Below are 16,808 nucleotides of genomic sequence, written 5' to 3' on the forward strand. Positions count from 1 at the left end.
TCTCCCCGGTGTGGTGACGGACCTCGGGTTTTCATGAACCATGTGGCACACCTCTTGCGATATCTGTCCAAGGTGGGGTATGCGTGAACGACTCAAGCAAGCGATCCCCATCTCCAAATAATGACCAACCAGGAGACATCCATGAAAACCAAATCTACAGCTTCCAATGGCAGCTTTCGACTGACCGCTACTGCTGGCGTTATTGCGCTTGCGGCATGCATGGCGACTTCTGCCAATGCCGCCGACAACGGCAAATACCGCATTGGCGTGGTGACCTTCCTCTCGGGGGCTGCCGCTGGCCCATTCGGCGTGCCAGCGGCGAACGCGGCCAAGCTCACTGTTGAGGCCCTGAACAACAGCAAGGTGCCCGCCCCTTATGGCAAGAAAGGCATCAACGGCCTTGAAATCGAAATGATTCTGCTGGACGAAGCCGGCGGCGCCACCAAGCAATCCGAAGAATTCCGCAATCTGGTCCAGCGCCAAAAAGTCGATGCAGTCATCGGCTACATTTCGTCCGGCGACTGCCTGGCCATTGCCCCGGCTGCAGAAGAACTGGGTGTGCCGACCATCTTCTTTGATTGCGGCACCTCGAAGGTCTTCGAGACCGTCAAGAATCCGAAATACCTGTTCCGCACCGGCCTTGACGCTGTCGTTGACAACGTCGCAGCAGCCCGCTACGTCGCGGAAACGCGGCCCAACATCAAGACTATCGCCAGCATTCAGCAAAACTATGCCTGGGGCCAGGAGTCGTGGGCAGACTTTGCGCTTGCTTTTGCGCGGCTCAAGCCCGAAGCCAAAGTGGTGTCCGAGCAGTGGCCCAAGCTTGGTCAAGGGCAATATGGCGCTGAAATATCGGCTCTTTCAGTCAGTAACCCGGAACTCATTCATTCCAGCTTCTGGGGTGGCGACATGGAGGCACTGATGTTGCAGGGTGGCGCACGCGGCCTGTTTGACAAGAAGACGGTCGTTTTGACCGCTGGCGAAACCGGCATGGGATCGTTCAAGAACCAAGTCGCAAACGGCACCATCATCGGTGGCCGCGGTCCCTTTGGTGCGTTCTCCCCCAAGAACGCCCTCAACGACTGGTTCCGCCCCGCCTTTACCACCGAGTTCAAGGATGCTCCCACCTACCCTGCATACAAGATGATCCAGGCCATCCTTGGTCTCAAGGCCGCCGCAGAGAAGACGGCAAAAGCCGGCGTCATGCCCACAGCCGACCAGATCGTCCAGGGCTTGACTGGGCTAACCTTTGAGGCACCGAGTGGCACCGTCAACATGGCTCGCGCCAAAGGTCACCAGGCCGTTCAGGGTGTCTCATTTGGTGAGTACCAGTTCGATGCCAAGACTGGCAAGGCAAGCGTTTCGAACGTCAAGAGTTACGCGGGCGATTGCCTGATGCCACCTGACGGCACCAGCCCGGCCGACTGGATCAAGGCCGGCTTCCCTGGTGCCAAGTGCAACTAAGCATCAGTATCTGTTGAACCTTACCCATAGACAAAGGCGCGGCTTTCGGCCGCACCTTTGTCTGGAAATCTTATGAGCACACTGCTGGCAATCCTCTTCGACGGGGCGATTTACGCGTCCTGGCTGTTTCTTGTTGCGGCCGGGATGACCATCATCTACGGCGTCATGCGCGTTCTCAACATGGCACACGGCAGCTTCTACGCTATCGGTGCCTACTCGGCCGCCTCGCTGGTGAGCTGGTACTTCTCCGGCGAACCCGGTAACCCCTACTGGAGCCTGCTGATACTGCCTGCTTGCGCCCTGGTAGTCGGCGCGATTGTTGGCCTGGCGATTGAGCAGGGTCTGCTGCGCTTTCTTCATGGCCGTGATGAGATCTTGATGGTGATCGTCACCTACGCACTGTTGTTAATCCTTGAAGATGCCACCAAATTGATCTGGGGCGTCAATCCCTATTTCGCCTACCAGCCCTACAAGTTGCTGGGACAGACCGCTGTCGGCGACTTCCTGCGCTTTGCCAACTATGACCTGGCATTAATCGCAGTCGCCATTTTGGTTGGCCTTGTTGCTTGGGCCGCAATCAATAAGACCAACAAAGGGCGCTTGCTGCGTGCCGTCATTCATGATCGTGAAATCGCCATTGCAATGGGTGTCAACGTCAACGCGATGTTTGCTGCCACTTTTGCCATTGGTGCCATTCTTGGCGCGCTGGCTGGTGCGCTCACAGCGCCCGCGATTTCGGTTTCGCCGGGCATTGGCGTCGAAGTCATCGTGCTGGCTTTCGCGGTCATTGTGGTCGGGGGTCTGGGTAGTATTGGTGGGGCTGCCGCTGGCGCTGTGCTGGTCGGCCTGTCACGCTCCTTTGCCGTCCATATCGCACCGGAGATTGAACTATTTGTCATCTACGGCGTGATGTTTCTGGTGCTGGCCATCCGTCCGCAAGGGCTGTTTGGCCAAACCCTGGTCAGAAAGATCTGAATATGTCGCTACGCAAACTCTCATCCTCTGCGACTGTGCCCGCGCTATTGCTGGCAGGCGCAGTGTTCGCCGCTGGAGCGTGGGTGATGCCCGCCTGGCTGGCTTTCCTGCTCACCCTGGCCTTGTCCAAGGCGCTGGTCGTTCTGGGTGTCGTCATCCAGATGCGCGCCGGGTTGGTCTCCTTTGGTCAGGCACTGTTCTATTGCATTGGCGGCTATGGGGTCGGTCTCGCCTCACAGTATCTAGGCGTCAACGATGCTTTTGCCCTGCTGGCAGTGGGCACCGTTTCGGCTATCTTGCTGGCCTTGGCCTGCGGCTGGCTGCTGACGCGCTACCGGGAAATTTTTTACGCCATGCTGACGCTGGCGCTGTCGATGATTCTCTACGGTGTGCTGGTCAAATCCTCCGCGCTTGGTTCCACCGATGGTTTCAACGTGGCCCCGCCCAGCTTCCTGGGCTGGGTGCCGCAAGGTGATGCCAGGAAACAGGCCTTGTACCTGCTCGCGGTCCTGGTTGCCACCGTTGCTGCACTGGGCTTTCACCGCTTTATGGTCTCCAGCCTGGGCCGCGTCACCGAGGCGGTGCGCGAGAACGAGATTCGTGTCGAATACCTCGGACTTTCACCGCAGCGCGTCCTGTTTGTCAACTACGTGGTCGCCGCTGGCGTCTCAGCATTGGGCGGCGGGCTGACAGCCCTGGCCAGCGGACACATTGACCCCGACATGGCGTTCTGGACGACCTCTGGCGAATTTGTCTTCATTGCCATTCTGGGCGGCACCGGCCATGTGGCGGCCCCCTTCATTGGCGCCATCGTGTTCTCGGTGATCCGGACCTTCGCTATTCAAGAGGCCCCCAATACCTGGCAAATGACCCTGGGCTTTATTTTGCTGGCGCTCATCCTGTTCCTGCCCAAAGGCCTGTGGAGTCTGGTGGCACGTGACAAGAAGCCGGGGGTGGCAGTATGACTTCCATTCTCGAAACTCGGGGCCTGACCCGGACCTTCGGCGCCGTGGTTGCAGCCAAGGACCTCAACGTTCACATCGGTCAAGGTGAAATCGTCGGGGTTATTGGCTCCAACGGTGCAGGCAAAACCACGTTCATCAATATGGTCACCGGCTACCTGCCACCCAGCAGCGGAGACATTCTGTTCGATGGTCAATCAGTCATCGGGCGTCAGCCACGCGACATCACCCGGCTTGGCATGGCACGCTCGTTTCAGGTGGCGCAACTGTTCCCCAAGCTGACAGTGCTGGAAAACGCGCTGGTCTCTTTGGTTGCAGCCGAGGGATCACAACCATCAATGTGGCTCCCACTTGAAACCCCGGAAAGACGGGAGCGGGCCGATGCGATCTTTGCCGAGTTCGGTGTCAGCCGCTACCGTGACGCCCTCGTCAGTACCGTGCCGCAAGGCGTGCGCAAACTGGTGGATATCGCCATGGCGCTGGTCAGCCAGCCGCGCCTGCTGCTACTGGATGAACCCACCAGCGGCGTCAGCGTGGAAGAAAAATTCGCCCTGATGGATACGGTCATGGCCGTCGTGCGTCAACATGGCGTTACGGTGCTTTTCGTCGAGCACGACATGGAAATCGTGGCCCGCTACGTGACCCGCATCATGGCTTTCTACAGCGGAGAGATCATCGCCGACGGCCCACCGCGAAGCGTCCTGGGTGATGCACGGGTGCAGGAACTCGTGATTGGTCATCATCTGGATGTTAGTGCTGCGCTGGGAGAATCTGCATGAACGCCGCCCTTGAAATTCAATCATTGAACGTCGCTATTGACCGTATCCCGATCTTGCGCGATGTCTGTCTGGAGGTGCCCGCTGGCAAGATGGTCGGCCTCATCGGTCGCAATGGTGCGGGCAAGACCACGCTGATGCGGGCCATCATGGGATTGATGCCGGTCAAGGCTGAGCGCCTTATGTCTGCGGGTATGGACCTGCAGCAACTCAAACCCTTCCAACTGGCCAGGCGCGGTATCAGCTACATGCCGGAAGACCGTCGCCTGATCCCGTCTTTAACGGTGGAGGAGAACATCTTGTTGCCAGCCTGGGCCAACAGCATCCGGGAAGCCAAGGAGCGATTGGAGTGGATATATGGCTTGATGCCGGAAGTCGCCGATTTCCGCGATCGACGCGCCCTGCAACTCTCCGGCGGACAGCAAAAGCTGGTCGCTTTGGCCCGCGCACTGATGCCTGGTCATAACCTACTGCTGCTGGATGAGCCGTTTGAAGGTGTCGCACCGGTGCTGTCACAGCGTTTGACGGAAGTTATTGCAAACCTGCGCAAAGACGGTCTTTCCGTCATCCTTTCGGAATCCGATGACGTCCACAGCGCCAAGTTGGTTGACCTGGTCTACCGCATCGAGCGCGGCGTTGTCACCGCCCGCTGAACCCAATCCATTAGTTCGAAAGGATTTTTCATGCCCCAGTTTTCTTTTGAAACCGCGCCCAAGATCATTTGCGAGCAGGGCGGCGCAGATCGTCTAGGCGAGATTGCCCGGAGTTTGGGCATTACACGGCTGTTTCTGGTGACCGATGTCGGCCTGATCAAGGCCAATCTCATCGACGGCGCGCTCGCTTCGCTGGCGGCCGCCGGCATTGCTTGCACCGTATTTTCTGACGTGCTGGCCGATCCGCCGGAAGTCAGCGTCCAGGCCGCTGTCGATGCGGCCTCAGCTGCAGGCGTGGACGGTGTGGTGGGCTTTGGCGGCGGCAGTTCGCTCGATACTGCCAAGCTGGTCGCCCTGCTGGACCGCACGCCCCAGGCCTTGCCCGATATCTACGGCATCGGACTGGCCCGTGGGCCGCGCCTGCCGCTGATTCAAGTGCCAACGACAGCGGGTACGGGGTCGGAAGTGACCCCGATATCGATTCTGACCACGCCTAGTCATGAAAAAAAGGGCGTGGTGTCGCCGCTGCTCTACCCCGATGTGGCGCTGCTCGACAGCCGCCTGACCTTGGGCCTGCCGCCGGCCATCACTGCCATGACCGGGGTGGACGCCATGGTGCATGCGATTGAAGCGTTCACCACCCGCCTGAAGAAAAACCCGTTGTCCGACGCGTTGGCCATCAAGGCGCTGCAGTTGCTCTATGCCAACCTTCCGATGGCTGTCAGTGATGGCAGAAACCCGGACGTGCGCGAAAACATGCTGCTGGGTTCTTTATTTGCCGGCATGGCCTTCGCCAACGCGCCGGTCGGTGCGGTACATGCGCTGGCCTATCCGCTGGGTGGCCACTACGGCCTGCCGCATGGCCTGACCAATTCACTGGTGCTGGGCCCCGTACTCGCATTTAACCTGCCGGTAGCGCAGGCGCTCTATGCCGAATTGGGGCGCGCCATTTTGCCGGCACAGGTCGGGGCTGATGACACGCAGGCTGCGACTGCCTTCGTCGCTGCCATCCGCGAGAGAGTGGCCGCCATGCCTTATGCCCAGACTCTGCGCGACGCCGGTGTCAAGGAAGCAGATTTGCCCCTGCTGGCTGAGGATGCCATGAAGGTGCAGCGCTTGCTGGTGAACAACCCGCGTGACGTCACTCTTGCTGACGCGCTGGCGATTTATCAGGCTGCTTTTTGAATGGCGTGTTGGGGGCGCGTTGGTTCGCCGCACCATTGAACGCGATAGGTAAGCCAACATCAACAGCAATTCAATTATTAGGAGATAGCATGAAGTCAAGCAAGCTGAAGTTTTACAAACGCTGGGCGGCGGGTGCCGTTCTGGCCTCGTTGCTGGCTGCGCCGGTGGCTGCGCAGCAACTCTACGTTTTTTCGTCGGGTTCTTTGGGCGGCTTTGCCAAAGCGGCCTTTCAGGCCGGTGCCACCGGAACGGTTGACTGGTGTCCGGTTGGTTTCTACGTTTTCAAGCATCCAAATGGCAATGTGCTGTTTGATACCGGCATCAACGACAAGGTGATCGCCGACGGCGAGGGTTGGTTGGGCCCACTGCACAAAGGCTTTGGTGTGAAGATGAACAAGGATGATGCCATTCCTGTGCAATTGGCGAAGATTGGCCTGACGCCCAAGGACATCAAGTATGTGGTGACCAGCCACATGCACTTTGATCATGCCGGTAACCTGGGCATGTTCCCTAATGCCACCCATATCGCGCAAGAAGAGGAGTTCAAGGCAGCCCTGTTTCCTGACCATCCGTTTCAGGCGTTCTACATGGCGGGTGACTTTGCAGGCATGAAGCAACAAAACACGATCATGCTCAATGGTGACCTTGACCTTTTTAGCGACGGCACTTTCCGCGTCTTGAAAGGTACGGGTCACACCAAAGGCAGCCAGTTCGCAGTGGTTAAACTGCCAAAAACAGGTTCGGTGATCCTGACGGGTGATGCGGTTTATCTGAAAGAAAATCTGGACAAGAACATTCTCCCCCCCCTGGGTGGTGCGACCAATCAGATTGAGGGCTACAAGACTTACCAGCGCATCCGGCACATCCGCGACTCAGAGAATGCAAAAATATTCTTCGCTCATGATCCTGATGCCTACAAGGTGACCAAGCAGGCGCCAGAGTTCTACAACTGATCTTCCACTCAACACCCATGGCTTCATGAATGCAGTCATGGGTTCCTTCTTGTTTGTCTATGAACTCAACTTCAACACCTGCTGTCGCTGTTCGTGGTGTGACCAAGCGCTACGGTGCGGTGGCAGCACTGACAGGTATTGACCTCGACATCAAGCAGGGGGAAATTGTCTGCCTGCTGGGACCCAACGGCTCCGGCAAGACCACCTTGATTCGGCTACTGACCGGTTTTTTGAACCCGGATGACGGTGTGCTTCAAGTGGCGGGTTTCGACGTCCAACAGCAGCCGATGCAGGCGCGCCAATGCATCGGTTATGCGCCCGAGTCGGCACCCATGTACCGTCATATGCGGGTCGGTGAGTTTCTCGCCTTTATGGCCCGCTTGCGCCAGGTACCTGCGCACAAAGTGCACCAGGCGGTGGATCGCGTGGCTGAACAACTGGAACTGACTGACAAGTTGCAGGCTCCTGTGCCTACTTTGTCGCGCGGCTACCGGCAAAGGGTATGCATCGCGCAAGCCCTGTTGCATGAGCCCCAATTGCTGATTCTTGATGAGCCGAGCAATGGGCTCGATCCCCGTCAAATTATTGAGATGCGGCATTTGATTCGGTCCTTGGCCAAGAAACATACCGTTTTGATGAGCTCACACATCCTGAGCGAAGTGGCGAAAACCGCGGATCGGGTGGTGGTGTTGATGGCCGGGAAGCTCAAGGGCGAGCGCCCTGTCAGCCCCGAGGATACTGATTTAGAGGACTGGTTCCTCTCGCTGGCGTGACGGGCTGACACATATGAATGCATTCCTTGTTTTGACCAGAAAAGAGATGGGCGCAGCGCTGCTGTCACCGATTGCCTACATCGTAGCGGCGGTATTTTTGCTGGTACTGGGCTACACCTTCAGCCTGACCCTCTTTGCCACCAAAGTGGCGAATCTGCAGTACATTTTTCGCCAAATTTACGTGCTGTCGATCCTGCTCGTCCCGGTGCTGACCATGCGCGCTTTTGCCGAAGAGCGACACAACGACACGCTGGAACTGCTGCTGACCGCGCCCATCGCGGAAGTGTGGATTGTGTTGTCCAAGTTCGTCGCCCTGATGGCGGTAATTTTGTCAATCTATGCCTTATCGGGCCTGTACGCACTGATCCTGGGCTGGTTGGGGGAGCCAGATTGGGGGCCAATCCTTGCGGGCTACGGAACGCTTGTGTTGTTGGGCAGTCTGCTGGTGTCGGTTGGCATTCTCGCCTCAACCCTGACTGAGAATCAGGTGGTCTCAGCCGCCTTGTCAATGGGCGTCTTCCTCATGCTTTGGTTTGCCGACTCGGTGGCCCCATTGCTGCCTGGTTCGCTTGAGCCCCTGGCACTGAACCTGTCATTGATCGGGCACTTCAAACCCCTGGTCTCTGGCTCTATTTTTCTGTCCGATGCTATGTACTTTGTCAGTGGCACCATGGTGACGCTCTGGTTAGCCAGCCGACGCCTGGCAGACAGGTGATCTCCATGCCCCTACTCACTAATTTTCTTGTCATCGTGGCACTTTGCGTGCTGTTCGCAGCCGGCCTGCGCACTCCGCTGGGCCACCGGCGCTGGCGCATCGCCGTGCAGCTGCTGGGCGCCTTGCTTGCATTCGGGGTGGTGGTGCTGGCCAATGTGGTGTCGTACCGCAACGATCAGCACTTCGACATCACGATCGAGGAGGCTTTCACGCCTGCAGCCGAGACCTTGCAGGTTCTGCACAGTTTGAAACAAGACGTGGAACTGATCTATTTTTACCAGGCGCAGAATCCTGCCGGCCGGGCCGCCAAACAAATGGTGGAGATCATGGGCAAGGTGACGCCGCACCTGAAAGTGCGCACCATTGATCCTGATCAGCAACCGGCGCAGGCCAACCAGTATGGGATGCGCATGTACAACGTGGCGCTGATGATGGCCGAGGGCCGACGTATTGAGGTGGTCACCACCGAGGACCGTGAGATGGCCATGGGAATGCTGCGCCTGCTGCGCAGCGACAAACGGCCAGTGTGTTTTCTTAGCGGACACGGTGAATACGATATTGACAATTTCGAGTATCACACGCACTTTGAGGCTGCAGGTGGTCACGCCCACGACGCTGCCGGGCAGGGTCTCGTCGATATGACACAGCATGGCATAGGTCGGCTGCGTCGGGCCCTCGACAAATTGGGTTATGAAGTGCGTAAACTGTCGCTGGCAACCGGCCAGTCGGGTGCCGGTGAGGGCGTGCCGACCGACTGTGCCGCGCTGGTGGAAGCGAATCCGCGGACTGCTCTTTCACCGCCTGAGGTGGCTGTGTTGGCGGGCTACATGGCAGGCGGCGGCAATCTGTTGCTGCTGCTGGAGCCGGACTACGCGTTGGGTGATGAACTGGCGGCATTACTGGCGCAGGCGGGTGTTCGGGTCGGTGACGGGGTCGTGAGTGACCCGCTCAGTCACTACTTCACGGATGATCAGATGGTTGCGGTCGAAAAATATGCAAGTCACCCGAGTACTGGCGGTCTGGCGCTAAGTTTCTTTCCGGGAGTTCGGCCTTTGCAGGCGGTGGCTGCTGAGGGTGTCAAGTCCAGCGTGTTGTTTGCGAGCAGCGCACAAGCCACGCTAACCACGCGTGACTCTTCTCTTCGCCTGGATGCCTCCGCGCGGGTGCCCGGCACGCGTGCGCTGGCGATTGTCAGTGAAGGTCAGTTGGCGGGTACTGGCAAACCCTTTCGCATGGCCGTGGTGGGTGATGCCGACTTTGCCAGCAATTCGTTTTACCCATACTTGGCGAATGCTGATTTGGTGTTGGGCCTCACTGCATGGTTGCGTGGCGAACCGCGCGGCCCGGCGATCAAACCGCCGGTGGAGGTACTGCCAACGGTGGTCATGACGGGCTCACAGATGCAGATCATCTTCCTGTTGTGTGTGCTGGTGCTGCCAGGCTTGTGTGGGCTGGCAGGTTTGGCAGTATGGTGGCGGCGTCGACAATGAAGCGCATGGTTTGGGCTCTGGTGTCGGTGGCGGCCTTGGCGCTGCTGGTCTTTCTGGCATTGCACGGCCCGGATCGCCGTCAGTTGCTGGTCGAACATCAGGCCGAAGGCACGATGCAACATCTGACCACCGACAGCGTGAACAACGTACGCATCACCTCAGGCTCTTTTACGGGCAGTTTTTCGCGGGGCCCGCATGGTCAATGGTCGCAGACCGGCGCTACCGTTGACGCGACCACCGCAGCGAACGCCAGCGCAGCCATTGAAGCTGGGCTCCGACTACTGCACAACACGGTGCCTGAGCGCAGCTTTGAGACCGAGGCAGCCGAGTTCGGTTTGTCAGCACCGGTATTACAGGTGACAGTAAAAGCAGTCGGCGATCAGACCTTTGAAGCGATATTCGGGGCCACTAACCCGATTGGCCTTGCGCGTTACGTGCGTATCCGCAGTGCCGGGCTGACGACAGTTCACCTGATGCCCTCATACATGGTAGATGCCTGGACGCCGGCCCTGCCGGGTACCGCACGATGAGTAGCGCGCTGTGGGGCAGGTTCCAACTGCTGGTCCGCCTGAGCCTGCTGCTGGGGCTGGGGCTGCTCTGGCTGCCGGCACAGGCTCACACCAGCAGCACTGGCCTGGCGGGTTTGGAATTCCAAGGCGACGAAGCACGTTACCAGCTGACGCTGGCACCAGCCGAGATTGGTGACGCGGCCATGGTCGTCCAGCGAGGCGCAGCAGGTGATGTGCTTGCCGCACAGCAGGTGGCTGCGCTTGTGCAAGCGCACCTGATGCTGAGCGTCAATGACCAGCCCTGCCGCATCAAACGCACTCGGTTGCAGGCCTTGCAGCGCGGTGATGACCGAGTGGCTGTGCTGCTCGACTGGCAGTGTGCACAGCCGCCAGGTGTGCTGGTGCTGCGCGACACACTGAGCAGTGTCTTCGGCGAACATTACAGCAGCATCGCCAGCATCAGCCGGTTGGGCGGGTCGACAACTCAGGCCGAGAACAGCGCCGATGCCGCCGCCCGTACCCGCCAGGAGCACATCCTCGACCGCGAACACGCACAGGTGCGGATCGACTTCGGCCAGCCCCCGCCAGGCGGCTTGGGTGGCTTCCTGTGGTTGGGCTTGCAACACATCCTGAGCGGTCTGGACCACCTGCTTTTCCTGGCTGCGCTTTTGCTGGGCAGCCGGAACTTGCGCACGCTGCTGATCACGGTGACTGCGTTCACGGCGGCGCACAGTGTAAGTCTGGCAGTGGCGGCGCTCGGTTGGGTGCATGTCACTGGCAACTGGGTCGAACCGACCATCGCCGCCTCCATCATCTGGGTCGCGCTGGAAAACCTCCGGTCTCGCCAAGTGACCCTACGCCGGCATCTGTTGACCTTCACCTTCGGTTTGGTGCATGGCCTGGCTTTTGCCGAAGCGCTGACCGAGCTCCATCTGGGCGGCTGGCCGTTGGCGCGTGCGCTGTTGGGTTTCAACCTAGGCGTTGAGGCGGGGCAGGCACTGGTGGTGCTCCTGCTGGCGCCAATGTTGACGTGGATGGCACGGCAAAATGTCGGATCACGCATGGTGCGCCTGATGTCGGTCGGCATCGCTGGCATGGGAACGGTATGGCTGATTCAGAGATTGCAGCTGGCTTGACCGTTTCGAGACATCCAAACAAGGATCCAGGCGCACTGCGAGGCTCAACTCTGAGGTCACTCCCCAGGCCCCATTTCACACTAACTCAAGGAAAAAAATCATGCAACTTAAAGACCCGTCGCTTCTAAAAAATTTGGCCTTCATTGATGGCGTATGGGTCGGTGCCGATGACGGTGCAGCCCATGCCATCCGCAACCCGTCCACAGGGCTCGAAATCGCCCGAGTGCCCGATCTTGGCGCTGTCGAGACCGAGCGCGCGATTGCCGCCGCTGCTGCTGCACTGCCAGCCTGGAGTGCCAAGACCGCCAAAGAACGCGCCACCCTCCTGCGCCGCTGGCATGATTTGATTTTGGCCAACCAGGAAGACCTGGCCATACTGATGACCATGGAGCAGGGTAAACCGCTGACGGAGTCTCGCGGCGAAGTCGCATACGGTGCCTCGTTCATTGAATGGTTTGCGGAGGAGGGCAAGCGTGTCTATGGCGAGGTGATTCCGGCCCCCACTACCGACAAGCGTTTGGTTGTGATCAAGCAACCCGTTGGGGTGACAGCAGCCATCACACCATGGAATTTCCCTATCGCCATGATCACCCGCAAGGTCGCGCCTGCCCTGGCTGCTGGATGTACTTCGGTAGTCAAGCCAGCCGAGGCGACGCCACTGTCCGCCCTGGCGCTGGCGGAACTGGCGACGCGTGCCGGCATACCCCGAGGTGTATTGAACATTGTGACGACCGCGCGTCCGGCTGTGGTGGGCCAGGTGCTGACCGCCAGCCCGGTTGTCAGAAAGCTCTCGTTCACCGGATCGACCCCGGTTGGCAAGCGCCTGATGGCACAGTGTGCGAGCACCGTCAAGCGCTTGTCGCTGGAACTGGGTGGCAACGCTCCCTTCATCGTCTTCGATGACGCCGATCTCGACGCAGCGGTGCGCGGTGCAATGGCCTCCAAATACCGCAATGCCGGCCAGACTTGTGTCTGCACCAATCGTCTGCTGGTCCAGGATGGCGTGTACGACGCCTTTGCCGCCAAGCTGGTGGAAGCCGTGAACGCATTGAAGGTCGATGACGGTCTTGAGCCCGGCACCCAGATCGGCCCCTTGATCAACGAGGCGGCTGTGGTCAAGGTCGAAGTGCTGGTAGCCGACGCTGTCGCCAAAGGTGCCAAGGTGCTGCTGGGTGGCAGTCGTCACGGTCGCGGTGGTAATTTTTACGCACCGACCGTACTCGCTGATGTCACGCCTGCCATGAATGTGGCTCAGGAAGAGATATTCGGCCCGGTGGCGCCCATGTTTCGCTTCAAGACAGATGACGAAGCCGTGCAGATGGCCAATGACACCTGTTACGGGCTAGCCTCCTATTTTTACTCCCGCGATATTGGCCGCGTCTGGCGCATCGCGGAGCGGCTTGAATACGGCATGGTCGGGATCAATGAGGGGCTTATCTCCAATGAGGTCGCGCCTTTTGGTGGCGTCAAGGAATCCGGCATCGGCCGCGAAGGCTCGCAACATGGGATTGACGAGTATCTGGAACTCAAATACCTTTGCTTCGGCGGTCTTTAGGGAGGACTGGTTTCGCCCCTGCTTTCTATCCGGGCAATGTATCGATGCCGGTACCCTGGCGTACGCGACCCCGCGTGTGCCAACCCGGTTAAGCCCCAGAGATGATGGTGTTGGAAGTTTTCAGGGCATACCGCCTGGGCATGGACTTACCGTTGGGTTTGGGGGCCAATGTCAACAATTTGGATGGAATGCCGCCAATTGAGCGACCGAGTCAGTAAACCTCGACGGTGAGGTTCTTCTGCTACCCGAAAGCTGCCAGCCGGGAGCACCTGCTGTTGGCTCATGGCAGTCGGAGCAATTGACAAAAGCGTGGCCCGTCTGCCGACATTCCAGCGCGTAGACGAACGACTGGTTTAGAGCGGGTAGAACGAAAAGTCGTACGCCCGAAACCAGCCCATGGCGGGTGCTCACGTTAACGAATTGCTCGCTACAAAGTTGCCCGTCGATCCCCGGTTGCCGATGACCGGTTAGGAGGAGGCAGATCGCAAACGGCTATGACTGGTTAGGGCCTGTAAGAGTCGCCCATGAGCGCCGTCCAATCGCGGTTGCTGGTCGGGTTTGGACCGGAACAGTGGCCTGGTCTCCACTGGAATAGGTGGCTGGGTTTGGATTGGAATCGGTGGCCGGTTTCAGTGGAATACGCACGCGACACCGCCACACCGTTTACCTATGCGCATGCCGGCGGGTGTTGATGCGGTGGCGCTAACGCAGGCCTGATATACCCGGTGGCTCGCCCTTAGCCACCACAGACGACCGCTGACCGGTCCGTAAACCGTTGCAATTCAGCCTCCAGAAAGCCACCGGCGTCCGATACCCGCTCCCGCTGCACAAGAGCCGGTCTAGCAGTGAATAATTCACACCGGCGAACGACTTCATTATTTTCTTTGGCTCGGCAATTCAGAAAGCTCCCTCGATACCTGTCTGAGAAGTGCATCAACCGCTCTGTCATCTTTGTCAACCATGTACGAAAGTGCCAGCAGGGTTAGTGGATGTATGTCCAAAACCTCAGCGAGCTCGTCCACTTTCTTGAGTGTTGGGATTTTCAGTCCGCGTTCCAAGGAACTGACGTACGTTCGGCTTGAAGCAAGACTAAACGCTTCCTGACTGAGCCCCCGGGCACTGCGAGCTATCTTCAGGGCTTCGGAAAAATTGTTTTGATGGTGTTTGGCACGAGACATTTGTGCCGATTAGCTGACAATGACGCCTATAGAGCTACAATCAATAGGACTCATTTTCACTACCATGTTCATTACAAACAACGCTTCCAGATCACCTGTTTCTAACCTTTTGGGTGACCCTGCTGCCCACTACTGGGGGGCCGCAGAACTGGCCTTGTGTCGCCCTTGGTTCCTCGTGACGTTCCTCCATACTGAGTCAATTGATGGCGAGGATGCATTTTCAAGAACTCGAACTATGCTTCTATCCAATGTGGAGGATGTTGAAAGCATGGCTCAACAGGAGACGGGTGGGTCACTACAGTTTGAGTCCGTTCAAGTCATCACCCCTGGCCATCTCAATGGCACGGGAGGTTGGAAAATGGAGCCTCTCGACTCAGTCTGGACAGCTGAGGAGCCTTCAGTCGCCGGGCAAGTCGTGGAAATCTATGAAACGAAGGCTGGTGTGAAGTACGCTGTTTCTATGCTCGGAACTCCTGTTGATGAACTTCGAAAAGAGACCCTTTGGCTTCGGTTCCCCGTTCTGGAAGAGAATCACGGCTGCCTTTCGCAATAGCGTTCTGACAAGAATCTGTGCTCCCGCGACCTCAGTGACGATGCCCAACACAGTACTCACCAACGGTGACAGCATCAGCATCTCCATCGCACGCAGATGAATGGCGGTTCAAAAACAGGCTTTCAGCCTGACGATCAAGCAACGCTGCGCCAGATGCTCAAGGACCTGGCATGACGATGCCTCACGAACGTACCCGGGCCGTGCGATACGGTTGGGAATATTTGATCGAGCTGCAAGAGTCTGGAAATATTACCGAAGATCAGAGACATCAGATTGAAAGCATCCTGCGGCATTACCCTTCAGGCGGTGAAATCAAGTTTTCGGCGCTGGATTGCGTTGACACAGAAGGGCCATGCGGTCCCAAAATGTCGCCCGAGCATGCACCCATCAGTTCACGCTCGCCGCTGACGCCAGAATTTGTGGAAAGAGGTACGACGACACCGTCAGAGAGAACTCGCGCATTGCTGTTGGCAGATCAATTGTTCAAAGAACTTCTGTCGGCGCCAAACCTCACGCCGGATCAGAAGAGACAAATTCCATACGTCCTGCGCCATTTTCCCGATCGCCACGAAATCAAGCACTGGGCACAAATGGATGCCTGGATGAAGTCACAAAATCCAAACTTCAAGCCATGGCTTGCCCCGGAATCCATGCCATGAAAATTCTCATTTACTCTGATTTTCCTCTCGCGTACTACGGCTTTGAGCTTGACACGGAGGCACTGGCGCTTGATGGACAGTGTCTTCTCGACCTCCTTACGACCGCACCCGGCATTGAAGCTGTCCAGATCTTGCGCGCGCGCATGGAATGGGGGATGTATACGTGAATAGGATTGAAGCGAGTCGGCAATCCGCCGGAATATCAGTTTGGCTGGCTGGAGAGCGAATTCGAGAACTTGGAATTCGCCCCCCTGGTTTTCAACTATTGCATGCCGGTGGCGGTTGGAGAGAGCAATGACCAAAAGACCCATCATCGTCCTGGACGCCGACGGCGTTCTATTGAACTATCACGAGGCATATCGCCACCTTTGGCTCAAGGCCTTTGGCGTCCTGCCAGAACTGGCGGATCCGCAGGCATATTTCCCGTATGACCGCTGGAAAGTGCCACGGCTCGACTCTGCTGATCGGGACCATTTGCGCGCCTGCCAGGACGAGACATTCTGGGAGACATTGCCTGCAATGGATGGAGCGCTGGACGCTGCAATGAATCTTCATGTCTCAGGGTTTGAGTTGATCTGTGTGTCAGCTCTACCATTGAAGTTTGAAGCCGCCAGACTGAAGAATATCCGTGACCTTGGTTTCCCAATCGAGCGAGTCTATGCGACCCCGGTGACCCCGGACAATGAGTCGAACCGAAGCGTGAAAGCCGGTGCACTGGCGCAAATTCTCCCAGTTGCGTTCGTGGATGACTACGCGCCCTATTTGCGCGGTGTACCGACTAGCGTTCACGCCGCCCTCATCATGCGCCAACCCAATGGGAGTCCCAACGTCGGCGAGGATCTGGCGCTGGCTCACTCGAAACACGAAGATCTTTCAGGCTTTGCCCGCTGGTGGCTCAATCGAAAGGATTGACCGTGAAATCAAATGAACTGCTAAAGCGTTGGAGCTTCCCTTTATGCAGAACCTCGGTCATCAGGGTCGAGATTTCCAATGATGGGGTGGACTGTTACCAAAATGCCCTGTGCAATAAGCCTGGCCTCGACCGATTCAAGCGCAACGGAAAGAGCAGGATTCTGTTGCAACGCGGCACGCCCGAAACCGCATTCAGTAGCAATCTCCGAACGGTTTAGCTTGCCTGCGCGAAGGTAGTCGTCCCAATCAGTAGCGTTGTCTCGATCAGCCACCCAAGCATTGAAACGGTCAACCGCCTGAGCCGCACGTTCGGCATTACTAGTTTTTCGATCTGCCTGGTTCTGATCGTCGATCAACATC

Annotated in this window: 19 protein-coding genes; 17 read left to right on the forward strand and 2 right to left on the reverse strand. The window is 58.0% G+C overall.

What is annotated here, in order from left to right; all coding sequences use genetic code 11:
• The first annotated feature begins 141 nt into the window (after positions 1-141).
• From IV109_RS16475 to IV109_RS16535, 13 genes are all read left to right on the forward strand, one after another.
• Positions 142-1,464, forward strand: a complete 1,323-nt coding sequence (locus tag IV109_RS16475) for an ABC transporter substrate-binding protein (protein WP_296699163.1) — start codon at positions 142-144, stop codon at positions 1,462-1,464.
• Positions 1,465-1,536: 72 nt separating this feature from the next.
• The gene (locus tag IV109_RS16480) at positions 1,537-2,439 is read left to right on the forward strand and encodes a branched-chain amino acid ABC transporter permease (protein ID WP_296699166.1); all 903 of its coding nucleotides are present in this window, start codon (positions 1,537-1,539) and stop codon (positions 2,437-2,439) included.
• Positions 2,440-2,441: 2 nt separating this feature from the next.
• A complete protein-coding gene (locus IV109_RS16485) occupies positions 2,442-3,404 on the forward strand; it encodes a branched-chain amino acid ABC transporter permease (RefSeq protein ID WP_296699169.1) in 963 nt (320 codons plus the stop codon).
• Positions 3,401-4,180, forward strand: coding sequence for an ABC transporter ATP-binding protein (locus IV109_RS16490; RefSeq protein ID WP_296699172.1), 780 nt, complete (start codon positions 3,401-3,403; stop codon positions 4,178-4,180). The genes IV109_RS16485 and IV109_RS16490 overlap by 4 nt, the downstream gene beginning before the upstream one ends.
• Complete coding sequence (locus IV109_RS16495) at positions 4,177-4,830, forward strand: ATP-binding cassette domain-containing protein (RefSeq protein WP_296699174.1); 654 nt, start codon at positions 4,177-4,179, stop codon at positions 4,828-4,830. Before IV109_RS16490 ends, IV109_RS16495 begins: the two co-directional genes overlap by 4 nt.
• Before the next feature lie 30 nt (positions 4,831-4,860).
• Complete coding sequence (locus IV109_RS16500) at positions 4,861-6,015, forward strand: iron-containing alcohol dehydrogenase (protein ID WP_296699177.1); 1,155 nt, start codon at positions 4,861-4,863, stop codon at positions 6,013-6,015.
• Positions 6,016-6,020: 5 nt separating this feature from the next.
• On the forward strand, positions 6,021-6,968 hold the full coding sequence (locus tag IV109_RS16505) for an N-acyl homoserine lactonase family protein (protein ID WP_296699563.1): 948 nt from the start codon (positions 6,021-6,023) through the stop codon (positions 6,966-6,968).
• Between the two features lie 59 nt (positions 6,969-7,027).
• Positions 7,028-7,741, forward strand: coding sequence for an ABC transporter ATP-binding protein (locus IV109_RS16510; RefSeq protein WP_296699179.1), 714 nt, complete (start codon positions 7,028-7,030; stop codon positions 7,739-7,741).
• A gap of 13 nt (positions 7,742-7,754) precedes the next feature.
• The gene (locus tag IV109_RS16515; RefSeq protein ID WP_296699181.1) at positions 7,755-8,456 is read left to right on the forward strand and encodes an ABC transporter permease subunit; all 702 of its coding nucleotides are present in this window, start codon (positions 7,755-7,757) and stop codon (positions 8,454-8,456) included.
• A 5-nt stretch (positions 8,457-8,461) separates the two neighbouring features.
• Positions 8,462-9,946, forward strand: coding sequence for a Gldg family protein (locus IV109_RS16520; RefSeq protein ID WP_296699183.1), 1,485 nt, complete (start codon positions 8,462-8,464; stop codon positions 9,944-9,946).
• Positions 9,943-10,476, forward strand: coding sequence for a hypothetical protein (locus IV109_RS16525; protein ID WP_296699185.1), 534 nt, complete (start codon positions 9,943-9,945; stop codon positions 10,474-10,476). Before IV109_RS16520 ends, IV109_RS16525 begins: the two co-directional genes overlap by 4 nt.
• Positions 10,473-11,591, forward strand: a complete 1,119-nt coding sequence (locus IV109_RS16530) for a HupE/UreJ family protein (RefSeq protein ID WP_296699190.1) — start codon at positions 10,473-10,475, stop codon at positions 11,589-11,591. The genes IV109_RS16525 and IV109_RS16530 overlap by 4 nt, the downstream gene beginning before the upstream one ends.
• A 100-nt stretch (positions 11,592-11,691) precedes the next feature.
• Positions 11,692-13,146 carry an NAD-dependent succinate-semialdehyde dehydrogenase gene (locus IV109_RS16535; protein ID WP_296699192.1) on the forward strand — a complete coding sequence of 485 codons (1,455 nt, stop codon included), beginning with the start codon at positions 11,692-11,694 and terminating at the stop codon, positions 13,144-13,146.
• 875 nt (positions 13,147-14,021) lie between these two features.
• Here the strand turns inward: IV109_RS16535 and IV109_RS16540 are convergent.
• The gene (locus IV109_RS16540; protein WP_296699194.1) at positions 14,022-14,324 is read right to left on the reverse strand and encodes a helix-turn-helix transcriptional regulator; all 303 of its coding nucleotides are present in this window, start codon (positions 14,322-14,324) and stop codon (positions 14,022-14,024) included.
• A 64-nt stretch (positions 14,325-14,388) separates the two neighbouring features.
• Here IV109_RS16540 and IV109_RS16545 point away from each other — a divergent pair, with 64 nt between their 5' ends.
• The 4 genes from IV109_RS16545 (at position 14,389) to IV109_RS16560 (ending at position 16,448) form a co-directional block, all read left to right on the forward strand.
• Positions 14,389-14,877 carry a hypothetical protein gene (locus tag IV109_RS16545; RefSeq protein WP_296699197.1) on the forward strand — a complete coding sequence of 163 codons (489 nt, stop codon included), beginning with the start codon at positions 14,389-14,391 and terminating at the stop codon, positions 14,875-14,877.
• A gap of 170 nt (positions 14,878-15,047) precedes the next feature.
• On the forward strand, positions 15,048-15,536 hold the full coding sequence (locus tag IV109_RS16550; RefSeq protein ID WP_296699200.1) for a BPSL0761 family protein: 489 nt from the start codon (positions 15,048-15,050) through the stop codon (positions 15,534-15,536).
• On the forward strand, positions 15,533-15,703 hold the full coding sequence (locus IV109_RS16555; RefSeq protein WP_296699203.1) for a hypothetical protein: 171 nt from the start codon (positions 15,533-15,535) through the stop codon (positions 15,701-15,703). Before IV109_RS16550 ends, IV109_RS16555 begins: the two co-directional genes overlap by 4 nt.
• Positions 15,704-15,830: 127 nt before the next feature.
• The gene (locus IV109_RS16560; protein WP_296699207.1) at positions 15,831-16,448 is read left to right on the forward strand and encodes an HAD family hydrolase; all 618 of its coding nucleotides are present in this window, start codon (positions 15,831-15,833) and stop codon (positions 16,446-16,448) included.
• A 41-nt stretch (positions 16,449-16,489) separates the two neighbouring features.
• Here IV109_RS16560 and IV109_RS16565 read toward each other — a convergent pair whose 3' ends face one another.
• Positions 16,490-16,807, reverse strand: a complete 318-nt coding sequence (locus IV109_RS16565) for a hypothetical protein (RefSeq protein ID WP_296699210.1) — start codon at positions 16,805-16,807, stop codon at positions 16,490-16,492.
• Position 16,808: the final 1 nt, after the last annotated feature.

Source organism: Rhodoferax sp. (assembly GCF_018780565.1).
GTDB lineage: Bacteria > Pseudomonadota > Gammaproteobacteria > Burkholderiales > Burkholderiaceae_C > Rhodoferax.

Excerpts from the sequence above, each read along its gene's own strand:
- IV109_RS16475 (WP_296699163.1), top strand. The coding sequence starts at position 142 with ATGAAAACCAAATCTACAGCTTCCAATGGCAGCTTTCGACTGACCGCT.
- IV109_RS16480 (WP_296699166.1), top strand. The coding sequence starts at position 1,537 with ATGAGCACACTGCTGGCAATCCTCTTCGACGGGGCGATTTACGCGTCC.
- IV109_RS16485 (WP_296699169.1), top strand. The coding sequence starts at position 2,442 with ATGTCGCTACGCAAACTCTCATCCTCTGCGACTGTGCCCGCGCTATTG.
- IV109_RS16490 (WP_296699172.1), top strand. The coding sequence starts at position 3,401 with ATGACTTCCATTCTCGAAACTCGGGGCCTGACCCGGACCTTCGGCGCC.
- IV109_RS16495 (WP_296699174.1), top strand. The coding sequence starts at position 4,177 with ATGAACGCCGCCCTTGAAATTCAATCATTGAACGTCGCTATTGACCGT.
- IV109_RS16500 (WP_296699177.1), top strand. The coding sequence starts at position 4,861 with ATGCCCCAGTTTTCTTTTGAAACCGCGCCCAAGATCATTTGCGAGCAG.
- IV109_RS16510 (WP_296699179.1), top strand. The coding sequence starts at position 7,028 with ATGAACTCAACTTCAACACCTGCTGTCGCTGTTCGTGGTGTGACCAAG.
- IV109_RS16515 (WP_296699181.1), top strand. The coding sequence starts at position 7,755 with ATGAATGCATTCCTTGTTTTGACCAGAAAAGAGATGGGCGCAGCGCTG.
- IV109_RS16520 (WP_296699183.1), top strand. The coding sequence starts at position 8,462 with ATGCCCCTACTCACTAATTTTCTTGTCATCGTGGCACTTTGCGTGCTG.
- IV109_RS16525 (WP_296699185.1), top strand. The coding sequence starts at position 9,943 with ATGAAGCGCATGGTTTGGGCTCTGGTGTCGGTGGCGGCCTTGGCGCTG.
- IV109_RS16530 (WP_296699190.1), top strand. The coding sequence starts at position 10,473 with ATGAGTAGCGCGCTGTGGGGCAGGTTCCAACTGCTGGTCCGCCTGAGC.
- IV109_RS16535 (WP_296699192.1), top strand. The coding sequence starts at position 11,692 with ATGCAACTTAAAGACCCGTCGCTTCTAAAAAATTTGGCCTTCATTGAT.
- IV109_RS16540 (WP_296699194.1), bottom strand. The coding sequence starts at position 14,324 with ATGTCTCGTGCCAAACACCATCAAAACAATTTTTCCGAAGCCCTGAAG.
- IV109_RS16545 (WP_296699197.1), top strand. The coding sequence starts at position 14,389 with ATGTTCATTACAAACAACGCTTCCAGATCACCTGTTTCTAACCTTTTG.
- IV109_RS16550 (WP_296699200.1), top strand. The coding sequence starts at position 15,048 with ATGACGATGCCTCACGAACGTACCCGGGCCGTGCGATACGGTTGGGAA.
- IV109_RS16555 (WP_296699203.1), top strand. The coding sequence starts at position 15,533 with ATGAAAATTCTCATTTACTCTGATTTTCCTCTCGCGTACTACGGCTTT.
- IV109_RS16560 (WP_296699207.1), top strand. The coding sequence starts at position 15,831 with ATGACCAAAAGACCCATCATCGTCCTGGACGCCGACGGCGTTCTATTG.
- IV109_RS16565 (WP_296699210.1), bottom strand. The coding sequence starts at position 16,807 with ATGTTGATCGACGATCAGAACCAGGCAGATCGAAAAACTAGTAATGCC.